Source organism: Aeromonas sp. FDAARGOS 1411, from assembly GCF_019047125.1.
GTDB lineage: Bacteria > Pseudomonadota > Gammaproteobacteria > Enterobacterales > Aeromonadaceae > Aeromonas > Aeromonas veronii.
In genome coordinates, this window is record NZ_CP077214.1 from 1,976,915 (window position 1) to 1,988,132 (window position 11,218).

Below are 11,218 nucleotides of genomic sequence, written 5' to 3' on the forward strand. Positions count from 1 at the left end.
TTTGCAAATCATTTTGCCTGCGCTCTCGAAACGGGAATGACGACAGAACTCGCAAGGCATTGATAATTAACATGAAAAAATGTGGAACGGCCATTGCTTAGTGATATCAGACTCAACAGAGGGATATCGCCATGAAACCGACCACCACTCAAGCGTCCGTAGCCCACGTCGCCACTCAAAAAGAGACCCTGACCCCCCGCGAAGGCACCTTCCTGATGATGGTGGCCCAACTGGTGGTGCTCACCTGCATCGTACTGGCCGCCACCGTCGGCGGCCTCTCCTGGCAGTGGACCCTGCTGCTGGCCATTCCGCCGGTGATCGGCGGCGCCCTGCTCAGCCGGGTATGGGGCAAACTGCCACGGTAACTGCGCTTCACCTCACACACCTTCCCGAACCGACGGCCGCCCCTCAAGTCGGCCGTCTGTTTATCTGCCGCCAGGCTAATGCTGATTGACCCCAACGAATGAGCGGCTTGTTTTTCGTTAAGCAAACCGCAGCGACTAACCGTTCAAACAAACCGCACAAACCAACCTGTGCTAAAGGGTATGGCTGCCCAGCTGCTCTTTGAGAAAATCGAGCCAGACCCGCAGTCGGATATCCCGCTGGGCATCGGAGTAGAAGACCGCATTGATGGGGCGCGAGGCGCCACTGTTGCTGCGGGCCAGCACCTCCACCAGCGCGCCGCTCTCCCGATCCGGCCCGGTCATGAAATCCGACAGACAGACAATCCCCTGACCCGCCAGCGCCAGCTGACGCAAGGTTTCACCACTGCTGGCACGCAGGCTGGGGGTGATGGCAAAGCGATCCCCCTGCTCGGCACTGAGCAGCGGCCAGTGGTTGAGGTGATCGGGATGCAAAAAGCCAAGCAGCTCGTGACCGCTCAGCAGATCCGCCGGTTGGCGCGGGATGCCGCGCTCGCTCAAGTAAGCAGGAGAGGCCAGCAGCCGCAGCCGCGAACGGCCAAGCGGCAGCGCACGCAGGGAGGAGTCGGTCAGCTCGCCGATGCGGATGGCCATGTCCACCCGCCGCTCCATCAGATTGATAAAGCCCTCCGAGCTGTGCAGCTGTAGCTCGATGGCAGGGTAGCGACGGCGAAACTCGCCGATGAGCGGCACCAGCCGGTGCAGGATAAAGGGGGTGGCCGCATCTACTCTCAACACCCCTTCGGGTTGTTCCCGGCGCATCAGCAGATGCCCCTCCGCCTCGCTCATCTCGGTCAGGATCTTCACCGCCCGCTGATAGAACCAGCTCCCCTCCTCGGTCAGGCTGACCCGGCGGGTGGTGCGATTGAGCAGCACGGTGGAGAGCTTCTCCTCCAGCCGCTTGATACCGCGACTCACCACCGAGTTATCCATGCCGAGGTTCTCCGCCGCCTGGCGAAAACTGCCCGCCTCCACCACCGCCACAAACAGGGTCAGTTCATCAGAATGGGTCTTCATTGCTGTTATCCGGACAAGAGTAATGAGTCTTTATAGGCGTAGCTGCTGTGGATTGGCAAGCGTGCTCAGAGAGACGATCTTGTTTTTCGAAGAGAAATAACCAGAGAGAATCACTATCGCTCATCCTGTTTAATCAGTAGAATGCCATCAAGAGGAATCGTATGAAGCCAGATCATCAAGGAGATACATTAATGGAGTTTGAAGAACGGCTGGCTATTGCCCATCAACTACTGGCTGATAGTGGCCTCAAGGAATTTCACTACAATCCGTGGCTGTTCAAATTGCTGCGTAAACTCGACGTCCCCGTCAAGCCGCCTTATTACGCGGGCTGGCTTACCAATTTCCTCTGTTCCGGCCTCTCTATTGCGCCGTTATGGGGTCTGATTATGTGGACATTCGTCTGGCATCCAGAGGGAAGGGATCTTTTATCAGCCCTGTTCAACACAGCCATGTTCGCTGGCGTATTTGGTCTTTTCACCTTAATTGGACTCTGGCTCAAGCGCCGGCAGCTTGGATTGACCCCATGGGAGCAGTTGGATCACCAGCACATCAGTGAAGGCACAGCAGAAGAAGGTTAAAGCTCCTGCTGCCGATTGAAACTGGGTGCAATACAGGTTCTGAAGAGCACACTTTCACAGACTCGGACTCTCACCTTGCCAGATTTCGTTAAATTTTTTATCAGCTTTTCAATTAACTGCCTCATCCAAACCGCCATTGGCCTCTTGGTTCTCGCCTACAGGCTTTTCCGCCACCACAATGGCAACTGGCGCAGCTATCGACGAAGCTGGGATCCTCTCCCTCTATTTGCCTCCATTTTCCTTGGCATGGTGATCGCAAAAAAGCTTCATCCGGCCATCATGGCAGCCTTGTAATGATTGGCTATAGCTTGGACGTTCATAGCCACAAATAATCAAGTAGTTCACTAGATGATCAAACAGTTGTGCCCTCACTGTGAGATAAGCACTGGATCAAAGCGTCCATACGGGCCAGTAATATCTCTTTGCGGGTTTTAGGTGGTTTGCCATTGAACGCGCAATCAGCGAAGGTGAGCTGATGACTCATGCAGAAACAGGGGGGTTGACTACAAATTCAGACAATCATTCATAAAAATTTCTCACTACTGCTATTGCTGCTCTCCCCTCAATACTGTTTTGCGACCAGCGCTCTGTTTCCAGCAAGTCACGGCAGGCATACTGGCCCTTCGTTTTTGCCAAGGAGGTTCAGATGTCATCACCCGTGATTGTGATTGCCCAGCTTGAAGCCAAACCCGAATTCGCCGCCCAGTTTCGCGCCGCCCTTGAGCCGCTGATTGCGGCCACCTTGCAAGAGGCGGGCTGCCAGCGCTATCAGCTGCATCAGAACTTGGACAATCCCTACAGCTGGATGCTCTACGAGGTATGGGAGAGCGAAGCGGTCCTCACCGCCCATCAGGGCCAACCCCACTTTACCGAATTTGTCGCCAAGGCCGAGCCCTGGTTTGCCAGCAGCACCATTCGCCGCTATCTGCCGCTGGGCGCCTGACTGGCCCCTGTGCCACTTTCCACTTAGCCCATCAAGGGCCAACCACCACCCCATTGAGGAACAAGATGATCAATATGCCACCCATGGGTCTGGGCACTTTCCGCCTGAAGGGCGAGCCGCTGCTTGCCACCCTGACCAACGGTCTGGAGCTGGGCTATCGCCATATCGATACCGCCCAGATCTATGACAACGAAGCCGAGGTCGGCGCCGTGCTGACCCGCAGCACTGTTGCCCGCCACGAGATCTACCTGACCACCAAGGTGTGGACCAGCGAGTTTGGCCCGGGCAAGCTGATCCCGAGCCTGGAGGTAAGCCTGGAAAAACTGGGCACTGACTATCTGGATCTGGCGCTGATCCACTGGCCCTCCCCCAAGGATGAGGTGCCGATGGCGGTCTATCTGGAGCAGTTGGCCGAGGCCAAGGCCCGGGGCCTGACCCGGGAGATCGGGGTCTCCAACTTCACCGTGGCCCAACTCAAACAGGCTATCGAGATTATGGGGCCTGGGGCCATCGCTCACCAGCAGATCGAGGTTCATCCCCTGCTGCAAAACCGCAAGGTAGTCGAGTTCTGCAAGGCCCACGGTATCGCCGTCACCGCCTATATGCCGCTCGCCTATGGCAAAGTGCTGAGCGAGCCGCTGCTGATGGAGATTGGCCAGCGCCACGGGGTATCGGCGGCGCAGGTGTCGCTGGCCTGGCTGCTGGCGCAGGACATGACAGTGATCCCGAGCTCCACCAAACGGGAGAATCAGGCTGCCAATCTGGCCGCTCTCGATATCACCTTGAGTAGCGAGGAGATGGCCGCCATCGCCACGCTGGATCGGGGTGAGCGCTGCGCCAATCCCGACTTTGCCCCTGCATGGGACTGACGCGAAAGGCGTGAGACTAACGCGAAAGAAAGGCTGGCTCGCCAGCAAGCCAAATTAGACAGGGAGAGCATCATGCTCTCCCTGTCTCTTTTCTTGCCTCACGCTTTGCAGCGCTTGCTGAACGTCCAGTCGCCACATTGATGCCAGATACAGCCCCGCAATCAGGGCGCGTTCTGGCAAAGGGCGGGATCGAACACTTGCTTCCAGTCTGATTTCATATCGACCACCACCCAACCCCGCGCTTTTGCCTGTGCCAGCCCATCGATCAGCTTGCCGCTGGCAGGCGGATGGCTGTCGTAGGCGTATTCGCGCGTGGCATCGGTGTGGTGCACCAACAGACCAAAAGTGTGGTAATCCGGGTTGGTCGAGGTGTATTGCAGCATGGGCACGTCGCCATCGCTGTTACCAAAAGCGCCGACCGGACGCTGCCCCATAAAGAGGTGAATGGCGGCCGGTTTCGCCTTGCTGTCATCGAAATAAGCGCCGTTCATGGTCTTGCGGATCTCGCTGCCCTCCCCGGTCAGGGCAAACTCGCCGAGGGTAAAGGAGCCAATCACCTGCTGGGGCGGGATACCATACATCTGCTCGGACATCACCCGCATAAAATCGACGCCGCCGCCGGAGACAATCCAGGTCTGGAAGCCATTATCCCGCAGGTACCCCAGCAGCTGCTTCATCGGCAGATACCCGAGCTGATCGTAGTGGCAGCCAAAACGGGGATCCTTGCTGCTGTTGACCCAACGGCTAACCCGCTCGGTAAACTCGGTGGTGGTCATGCCGCTGTGGGTCAGTCCCACCAACTTGGCGAACCCCTTCTCCCCCGATTTGGCCACGGCTTTGAGGTCGTTGTTCAGCACTGCCGCGACGATGGGGTCAGCCTTCCACTCCGGGTGTTCCGGCGCCAGGCGCTTGATCTCGTCCATCGCAAACTGCAGCTGATAGGTCATGGGCGCTTCAGGCCAGAGGGTGCCGTCATTGTCAAACACCACATGGCGCTTCTCTGGCGGAATAAAAGTGGCCTGCTGCTGATCGGTGGCATTGGTCACCCAGCGGGTAATCGCCTGCTTGGCCGCCGTGTCATTCCAGGCAGAGAGGGGATCGCTCTGGCCAGCCTGTACCGCAAAGGCGCCGCACAGCAGCAAAAGAGAGGAGAGTCGATTCAATGTCATCATGTTACCTGTCAGCTGGGTATTGCCTGTCTATTGCCTGTAGATGAAAGCGCACGGCCATCACAACACCGGCGCGCATGGGTTCAACACACACGGGTTTCACAGGGAAAATCCTATGGCGGCCAGCTTGTACTGGAGCTTAAGCAAGCTCAGAAAAGGAGCAGCGTTCATCCCGTTCTGCGAGGCAGATCACTGCGTTGCGCTCACGCAGCGGGCAGCACAACCCCCTCCCACTCATCGCCATTGCTGCTAATTTGGCAAAAGTAATTTGATGTCACCGTCATTTTTGCCAACAAAACCCATCGGCATACTGGCGCCATTCTCCCGTCGGGAGTCCCTATCCAAGGAGTTGTTATGCCACTGGCGTTATTTGCCCTTACCTTAAGTGCCTTTGCGATCGGCACTACCGAATTTGTGATCGTGGGGCTTATCCCCACCATCGCCCAGCAGCTCAATGTCTCGCTCCCCTCGGCGGGCCTGCTGGTCAGCCTCTATGCCCTTGGGGTAGCCATCGGCGCCCCTGTGCTCACAGCGCTGACTGGCAAAGTGCCGCGCAAGTGGCTGCTGGTGGGGCTGATGGCACTCTTTACCGCCGGCAACCTGCTGGCCTGGCAGGCCCCGGGTTACGAGAGCCTGATCGTGGCCCGCATCCTCACCGGATTGGCGCACGGGGTCTTCTTCTCGGTGGGCAGCACCATCGCCACGGGTCTTGTGGCCAAAGAGAAGGCGGCAAGCGCCATCGCCATCATGTTCAGCGGCCTCACCGTGGCGCTGGTGACCGGCGTACCGCTCGGCACCTGGATTGGTCAGGTCTTTGGCTGGCGTGAAACCTTTCTGGTAGTAAGCCTGCTCGGCCTCATCGCCATGGTGGGTAGCCTGCTGCTGATCCCGAGCAACCTGCCCAAGGGGGCAGCCTCGACCATCCGCGAGCAACTCTCGGTACTGACCAAAAAGCCGCTGCTGCTGGTCTACGCCAAAACCGCCCTTGGTTATGGCGGCGCCTTCACGGCCTTCACCTTCCTCGCCCCCATCCTGCAGCAGGTGAGCGGCTTTAGCGCCGGTGCGGTGAGCCTGATCCTGCTGGTGTACGGGGTATCGGTTGCCGTCGGCAATATCTGGGGCGGCAAGCTGGCCGACAAGATGGGCCCATTGCCCGCACTGAAACTGCTGTTTGCCGGTCTGGCGCTGGTGCTGCTGGCCCTCACCTTCACCGCCCCCCATCCGGTGCTGGCCGTGCTCACCATTCTGGTGTGGGGCGCCTTTGCCTTCGGCAACGTGCCGGGTCTGCAGGTGCTGGTGGTGAAACAAGCCGAACTGCACACCCCCAAGGCAGTGGATGTTGCATCGGGCCTCAATATTGCCGCCTTCAACGTCGGCATCGCGCTGGGATCTGTGGTTGGTGGTTTTGTAGTAGAGCACCTCGGCCTGATGCACACCCCCTGGATCGGCGCCCTTATCGTGCTGCTGGCCTACGGGCTAACCCATGTCAGCGAGCGCCGCGAAGCCCTCCGGCTCGCCGCCTGTCAGGCATAAGCTGCGCCAGCAGGCGTCACGCAAGGGCGTGGCGCCTGCTGCAATCGGCGCGGCAGGCTTCTATGCTGTGACACAGCGGCAACCATTTCAGCAACTGTTTCAGTAACCAAGCCTACCCCCTAGCATCATTTGCCACGGAGTCTGTTATGAAGGTGCTTATCGTCTATGCCCATCCCGAACCCAAAAGCTTCAACGGTGCCCTCTTCTGCCACGCCATCAGGGCGCTGGAGCAGGCGGGCCACACAGTGATGACCAGCGATCTCTATGCTATGGGCTTTGATCCCGTCTCGGATCGGCGCAACTTCACTGCCGCCAGCGATCCCGATTTTCTCAAGCTGCAGCTTGAAGAGCTGGCTGCCACCGAGCAGGGCAGCTTTGCCCCGCAGTTGGAGCAGGAGATGCAAAAGCTGGAGGCGGCCGATCTGCTGATCTTCCAGTTCCCGCTCTGGTGGTTTGGCCTGCCCGCCATTCTCAAGGGGTGGGTGGATCGGGTCTTTGCCATGGGGCGAGTCTACGGTCAGGGCCATATCTACGAGAGCGGCAAGTTTCGCGGCAAGCGGGCGCTGCTGAGCCTCACAACCGGCGGCCCCGCCGAGGCCTATCTGCCCGATGGCTTCAACGGCGATATCGACGGGGTGCTGCGCCCCATCCAGCGCGGGATCCTGCAATTTGTCGGCTTCGATGTGCTGCGCCCCCATATCTGTTATGCCCCGGTGCGGGTCTCGCAAGAAGAGCGGGAAGCCTGGCTCGCCCAGTGGGCCGAGCGCCTTGGCCAGATTGAGCAGGAGTCCCCCATCGCAGTCGGCCGCTACCAGTAGTAGCTGCCCCCCCAAAGCACAAAAACAGCGAGCGGCCCCCGGCCGCTCGCTGTTTTTCACGCTCTGTCGTTATGGTTTTTGTTATCTGTGGGCAAGCATTATGCCGCCTGTTGCACGCCTGCTTTGCCGGTCACCGCCCGCTTGAGCCAGTAGTCGAGGCTGACGTAGCGGCCCCCGCCGTAAACCAGCAGCACCAGCAGCATCACGAAGTAGGTAGCGGCAAACTCCATCCCGTTGTTGAGCATCACGGGATCACCCAGCTCGGTGATGTAGTTGTAGCGACCGGGGAAGTTGGCGGCCAGCCACTCGATAAATCCGTTGAGGCGCACAGTGGCCTCCATGCTGCCGGTGGCGATGGCGTCCCAGCCGTGCTTCCAGTGCACCATGGCGCTCGCCACGCTCATCAGGAAGATGGTGGGAATGGCCATGATACGGGTAAAGAGGCCAAGGGCGATGCAGATGCAGCCCAGTACCTCGGTGCCCGCCGCCAGAAAGGCGAGCAGTGTCGGGAACGGCAAGTTGAGCCCCCCTTCCGAGACCGGGGCACCAAACCAGGCGACCGTGCCGGCAAAGCCCATCACCTTGGAGTGGGCCCCCACATAGATGACCGGAATGAGATAGAGACGAATGGCCAGCAGGGCCAGAAAATCGAGCCGCTTGCACTGGGCCACCGCCCGCTCGTACCACTGGATCAGAGTGTTGTTCATGGGAATTCTCCTTGGTGTTTGCTAAATGGGGGCAAGGGGGCGCCGGGCTGGCGCTCGCCAACGGACAAGGTCAGCAGACCCAGCCGGTGAAAATGGCGAGCCCACTCGCTCAGATCAAAATCACTGCGAACCTGTTGCACCTGCTGCTGGAACGCGGCTTGGGTGATCCCAGGTTGCTGTTGCAGCAACTGGATCAGCGCCACATCCCATTCGCGCAAGCGCTGGGTCACCACCTGATGTTCCGGGCTGCGAAACAGGCCATAGAAGTGGTTGCCCTGTCGGGTCGGCACCACGCCGCTGCGACGAATGGCAAAGGGGAGCTCAAGCAGTTGCAGGGTGGGATTGAGCGTAAACGAACTCTCCGCCGTTACCTCCTCCCCCGGCAACACTTGCGGCACCACCCCTTCATCAATCTCGACACAGAGGCAGGCCCACTCGTACTCCAGCAGCGCCAGCCGCTGCCTGGGCCAGTTGAGAGAGCCTTCACTGTGGCGATGCTGCACATAGCGGACAAACTCGGTGGCGATATGGTGAAACTCGGGAGCCTCGGCGCCGTGCGCGATAACAAAGCCCTCCACCAGTTGCCACCTGTCCACCGCTGCCCAGTGAGCGTGGGTGAGCGGAAAAGCGCTCTCCAGCACCAACTCCACATTGGCGCGCACGCTGCGGGCATAGTGGCTGGCGATGCCATCCTGCGGCAGCCGCACCCGGCTCGCCAGCCAGGCGGTCTGCTGCTGCATCCGCTGCGGTGCCGTTTTGGGCGCAGTGATCAGAGATAACCGTCTATCCATAGCGCACCTCCCGCACCTGACTGTCAATCGCCTCACAACAGGCGCCGTGCACCCGTGCCAGCTCGGCCTCCAGCTCTGCCAGCGGTGGCAGATGGTGATCCCGCTCCAGCAGCAGGGGGCGCAGGCCGTGGGTCTGCACCGTATAACGGGCCAGCGCTACCACCTCCTCACAGACCGGACGACCATGGGTATCCAGCAAGGTGCCATCCGCCTCTTCCAGATGACCGGCGATATGGAAATAGCTGATCGCACTGCCCGGCAGCCCGGCAATCATCCGCTTGGCGCAGTAACCGTGGTTGCGGCTGTTCACAAAGACGTTGTTGATATCGAGCAGCAGCTCGCAACCACTGCGCGCCACCAGCTCGGCGAGAAAATCCTCCTCCGGCATCTCGTGGTCATAGCCGTGGTAGTAGGAGATATTTTCCAGCACCAGCGGGCGGGCCAGCGCCTCCTGCACCTGCGCGATCCGCTCTGCCAGATAGGGGATGTTCTCCCACTGACGCGGCACTGGTAAGAGCTCGTAGAGATATCCCTGCTGGTCGCGGGAAAAGCTCAGGTGCTCGCTATAGACCTCTATGCCGAACTCGTCCAGAAAGGTGCGGATTTGACTGAGCAGGGTGCGATTGAGGGGCTGGCAATCGCCGAGGGAGAGGCTGAGGCCGTGGGCCACCAGCGGGTAACGCTCGGCCAGCTGATGCAGCTGCGCCCGCTTGGCTCCGCCTATAGCCATCCAGTTCTCCGGCGCCAGCTCGAGAAAGTCGATGCCGGGGCGGACGGGGCCGGAGCAGAGCGCATCCAGATGCTCCTGACGCAGCCCGATCCCCCGACTGCGGGAGCTTATTGGCCGCATACCCCCTCCGTCATCTTGCTGCCCTGGCTGGATGTATTGCCATCAATCCCCTCGCCCGCCACGCCACACTTGCCATCGCGGGCGCGCACCAGCCGCCCCTGTGGATCACTGTCGAGGGCTTGCTTTTCAAAGCGCTTCTCGGTGCCGCACTTGCCCGCCGCGCACTTGCCGCCGTGCTGTTCGCTGGGGGCGGCTTTCACCGGCGCATCGCTCGGGGTGGCCGCCAGCGCCAGCCCCGGAGTCAGGGCTATCAGGCTGGTCATGGCGATGGAGAGGGTCAGTTTGCCGGTGGTTTTGTTGCTGCTTGAGTTACTCATGAGCGGACTCCTTGACTGCTGAAACGGGGTAACTGGAGAGATCGCGGGCGGCCACGATCTGACCGTGGAACTGCTGCTTGACGATGGCCATCGCCTCTTTCTTGTGATTGAGGCCAACCCCCATCCAGTGGTTGAGCACCAGCAGCTTGGGGTTCACCTCGGCGGCAATCTTGGCCACCACAGATGGCTTGGCGTGAAGCGAGGCGGAGACCGGGTCGGCCCCTTCGTGGATGGCGAGCGGCATCACCAGAATGTCGGCCCCCTTGGCAAACGGCACAAAAGCCGGGTTGCTGCCGTTCTGATCCGCCGAGATAACGATGGTCCCCTCGGCGCTCTCGATGCGATAGGCCAGACAGGGCACGTCACCGTGAGGAATGCCGAGCGCGGTGATGGTCAGCCCATCCTGCTGATAAACGGTGTGAGGCTGCGGGCTCTGGTAGGGCACATCATGGAGGGTGATGGGGAAGAGGCCATCGGTGCCATCCTTGAAACCGCTCAGGTAGGCATAAGCGCCCTTGTCTTTGTTGAAGAGGGCATCAAAGTAGCCGCTCATGCTGGGGAAGGCTGAGCCGGCCTCTGGCCCCGCCAGATCCAGCGGATCGCTGCGCTCGAAGAAGTAGGCCCCCTTGAGCAGGGCGGGCAGGTCGGTCACATGGTCGGTGTGAAAGTGGGTGATGCCGATAAAATCGACCTCTTCGAGCTTGGCCCCCGCTTGGCCGAAGCGCAGGTAGACGCCGCCACCGGCATCGATCAGGATGCGGGATTTTCCCTTCCACCAGATCACCTCGCTGGAGGAGGCGCGCAGATCGTCGGAGATGGGGCCACCACTGCCGAGCACCTGCAGGGTGAAGGTTTTATCCAGTGGCGTCAGTTGTACCGGTTCGGCACAGGCCGGGGCGACGGTGAGCGCGCAGCCGATGGCCAGCGCCACCGCTTTCAATCTCTGTTTCATCACAATTACCTGTCGGTTGGTTGTCAGTTGAAAGTGTGTCGTGTGTGTCGTTTAAAGAGGGGGAGAGAGGGGCCGATGGCGACGAGTGAACGCCAGCCACCGGCCATGGCGGGGCGCGAGTCCCCGCCGTCAGTTGCCGTCCCGTTCATCGGCTTCCCAGCGCGCTTCCAGCCAGAGCAGGTTGCACAAGCCCAGCAGCAGGGCAAAGCCGAGCCCCAAAATCCAGGTGAAGTACCACATAGCAGATCCCTT

At 60.1% G+C, this 11,218-nt stretch carries 15 protein-coding genes; 7 read left to right on the forward strand and 8 right to left on the reverse strand.

The annotated features are described in order from the left end of the window. Positions 1–131: 131 nt before the first annotated feature. Positions 132–365, forward strand: coding sequence for a hypothetical protein (locus I6L41_RS08695; protein ID WP_216963429.1), 234 nt, complete (start codon positions 132–134; stop codon positions 363–365). Between the two features lie 171 nt (positions 366–536). Here the strand turns inward: I6L41_RS08695 and I6L41_RS08700 are convergent, their stop codons facing one another. After that, on the reverse strand, positions 537–1,439 hold the full coding sequence (locus I6L41_RS08700; RefSeq protein ID WP_216963434.1) for a LysR substrate-binding domain-containing protein: 903 nt from the start codon (positions 1,437–1,439) through the stop codon (positions 537–539). Between the two features lie 191 nt (positions 1,440–1,630). Between I6L41_RS08700 and I6L41_RS08705 the strand changes: the two genes are divergently transcribed. The 4 genes from I6L41_RS08705 to dkgB all read left to right on the forward strand — a co-directional run bounded on the left by I6L41_RS08705 (position 1,631) and on the right by dkgB (position 3,829). Beyond that, a complete protein-coding gene (locus I6L41_RS08705) occupies positions 1,631–2,017 on the forward strand; it encodes a DUF6404 family protein (protein ID WP_216963890.1) in 387 nt (128 codons plus the stop codon). A 75-nt stretch (positions 2,018–2,092) separates the two neighbouring features. After that, positions 2,093–2,311 carry a hypothetical protein gene (locus I6L41_RS08710; RefSeq protein ID WP_159163860.1) on the forward strand — a complete coding sequence of 73 codons (219 nt, stop codon included), beginning with the start codon at positions 2,093–2,095 and terminating at the stop codon, positions 2,309–2,311. 352 nt (positions 2,312–2,663) lie between these two features. Then, a complete protein-coding gene (locus I6L41_RS08715; RefSeq protein WP_216963437.1) occupies positions 2,664–2,960 on the forward strand; it encodes a putative quinol monooxygenase in 297 nt (98 codons plus the stop codon). 65 nt (positions 2,961–3,025) lie between these two features. Beyond that, positions 3,026–3,829 (forward strand): 2,5-didehydrogluconate reductase DkgB, encoded by an 804-nt coding sequence (gene dkgB / locus I6L41_RS08720; RefSeq protein WP_216963440.1) that lies wholly within the window; start codon positions 3,026–3,028, stop codon positions 3,827–3,829. Positions 3,830–3,990: 161 nt separating this feature from the next. On the opposite strand, the gene I6L41_RS08725 is transcribed toward dkgB, so the two are convergent. Next, positions 3,991–5,001 (reverse strand): HAD family phosphatase, encoded by a 1,011-nt coding sequence (locus I6L41_RS08725; protein WP_254203412.1) that lies wholly within the window; start codon positions 4,999–5,001, stop codon positions 3,991–3,993. A gap of 351 nt (positions 5,002–5,352) precedes the next feature. On the opposite strand from I6L41_RS08725, the gene I6L41_RS08730 reads away from it, so the two are divergent. After that, positions 5,353–6,531, forward strand: coding sequence for an MFS transporter (locus I6L41_RS08730; protein WP_216963444.1), 1,179 nt, complete (start codon positions 5,353–5,355; stop codon positions 6,529–6,531). Positions 6,532–6,677: 146 nt separating this feature from the next. Continuing rightward, the gene (locus I6L41_RS08735; RefSeq protein WP_216963447.1) at positions 6,678–7,349 is read left to right on the forward strand and encodes an NAD(P)H-dependent oxidoreductase; all 672 of its coding nucleotides are present in this window, start codon (positions 6,678–6,680) and stop codon (positions 7,347–7,349) included. A 98-nt stretch (positions 7,350–7,447) separates the two neighbouring features. On the opposite strand, the gene I6L41_RS08740 is transcribed toward I6L41_RS08735, so the two are convergent. The 6 genes from I6L41_RS08740 to cydX all read right to left on the reverse strand — a co-directional run bounded on the left by I6L41_RS08740 (position 7,448) and on the right by cydX (position 11,206). Then, the gene (locus I6L41_RS08740) at positions 7,448–8,056 is read right to left on the reverse strand and encodes a DoxX family protein (RefSeq protein WP_005337566.1); all 609 of its coding nucleotides are present in this window, start codon (positions 8,054–8,056) and stop codon (positions 7,448–7,450) included. Next, positions 8,053–8,847 carry a putative DNA-binding domain-containing protein gene (locus tag I6L41_RS08745; protein ID WP_216963451.1) on the reverse strand — a complete coding sequence of 265 codons (795 nt, stop codon included), beginning with the start codon at positions 8,845–8,847 and terminating at the stop codon, positions 8,053–8,055. The genes I6L41_RS08740 and I6L41_RS08745 overlap by 4 nt, the downstream gene beginning before the upstream one ends. Further along, positions 8,840–9,697 carry a DUF692 domain-containing protein gene (locus I6L41_RS08750; RefSeq protein ID WP_216963454.1) on the reverse strand — a complete coding sequence of 286 codons (858 nt, stop codon included), beginning with the start codon at positions 9,695–9,697 and terminating at the stop codon, positions 8,840–8,842. The genes I6L41_RS08745 and I6L41_RS08750 overlap by 8 nt, the downstream gene beginning before the upstream one ends. Continuing rightward, the gene (locus tag I6L41_RS08755) at positions 9,685–10,014 is read right to left on the reverse strand and encodes a hypothetical protein (protein ID WP_042056354.1); all 330 of its coding nucleotides are present in this window, start codon (positions 10,012–10,014) and stop codon (positions 9,685–9,687) included. Before I6L41_RS08755 ends, I6L41_RS08750 begins: the two co-directional genes overlap by 13 nt. After that, entirely contained in the window at positions 10,007–10,966 is a 960-nt protein-coding gene (locus I6L41_RS08760) for an MBL fold metallo-hydrolase (RefSeq protein ID WP_115522273.1), read from the reverse strand. Before I6L41_RS08760 ends, I6L41_RS08755 begins: the two co-directional genes overlap by 8 nt. Positions 10,967–11,095: 129 nt before the next feature. Continuing rightward, on the reverse strand, positions 11,096–11,206 hold the full coding sequence (gene cydX / locus I6L41_RS08765; RefSeq protein WP_159143942.1) for a cytochrome bd-I oxidase subunit CydX: 111 nt from the start codon (positions 11,204–11,206) through the stop codon (positions 11,096–11,098). Positions 11,207–11,218 lie beyond the last annotated feature (12 nt).

Coding starts and splice junctions, on each gene's coding strand:
- I6L41_RS08695 (WP_216963429.1), top strand. CDS start 132: ATGAAACCGACCACCACTCAAGCGTCCGTAGCCCACGTCGCCACTCAA.
- I6L41_RS08700 (WP_216963434.1), bottom strand. CDS start 1,439: ATGAAGACCCATTCTGATGAACTGACCCTGTTTGTGGCGGTGGTGGAG.
- I6L41_RS08705 (WP_216963890.1), top strand. CDS start 1,631: ATGGAGTTTGAAGAACGGCTGGCTATTGCCCATCAACTACTGGCTGAT.
- I6L41_RS08715 (WP_216963437.1), top strand. CDS start 2,664: ATGTCATCACCCGTGATTGTGATTGCCCAGCTTGAAGCCAAACCCGAA.
- dkgB (WP_216963440.1), top strand. CDS start 3,026: ATGATCAATATGCCACCCATGGGTCTGGGCACTTTCCGCCTGAAGGGC.
- I6L41_RS08725 (WP_254203412.1), bottom strand. CDS start 5,001: ATGATGACATTGAATCGACTCTCCTCTCTTTTGCTGCTGTGCGGCGCC.
- I6L41_RS08730 (WP_216963444.1), top strand. CDS start 5,353: ATGCCACTGGCGTTATTTGCCCTTACCTTAAGTGCCTTTGCGATCGGC.
- I6L41_RS08735 (WP_216963447.1), top strand. CDS start 6,678: ATGAAGGTGCTTATCGTCTATGCCCATCCCGAACCCAAAAGCTTCAAC.
- I6L41_RS08740 (WP_005337566.1), bottom strand. CDS start 8,056: ATGAACAACACTCTGATCCAGTGGTACGAGCGGGCGGTGGCCCAGTGC.
- I6L41_RS08745 (WP_216963451.1), bottom strand. CDS start 8,847: ATGGATAGACGGTTATCTCTGATCACTGCGCCCAAAACGGCACCGCAG.
- I6L41_RS08750 (WP_216963454.1), bottom strand. CDS start 9,697: ATGCGGCCAATAAGCTCCCGCAGTCGGGGGATCGGGCTGCGTCAGGAG.
- I6L41_RS08755 (WP_042056354.1), bottom strand. CDS start 10,014: ATGAGTAACTCAAGCAGCAACAAAACCACCGGCAAACTGACCCTCTCC.
- I6L41_RS08760 (WP_115522273.1), bottom strand. CDS start 10,966: ATGAAACAGAGATTGAAAGCGGTGGCGCTGGCCATCGGCTGCGCGCTC.
- cydX (WP_159143942.1), bottom strand. CDS start 11,206: ATGTGGTACTTCACCTGGATTTTGGGGCTCGGCTTTGCCCTGCTGCTG.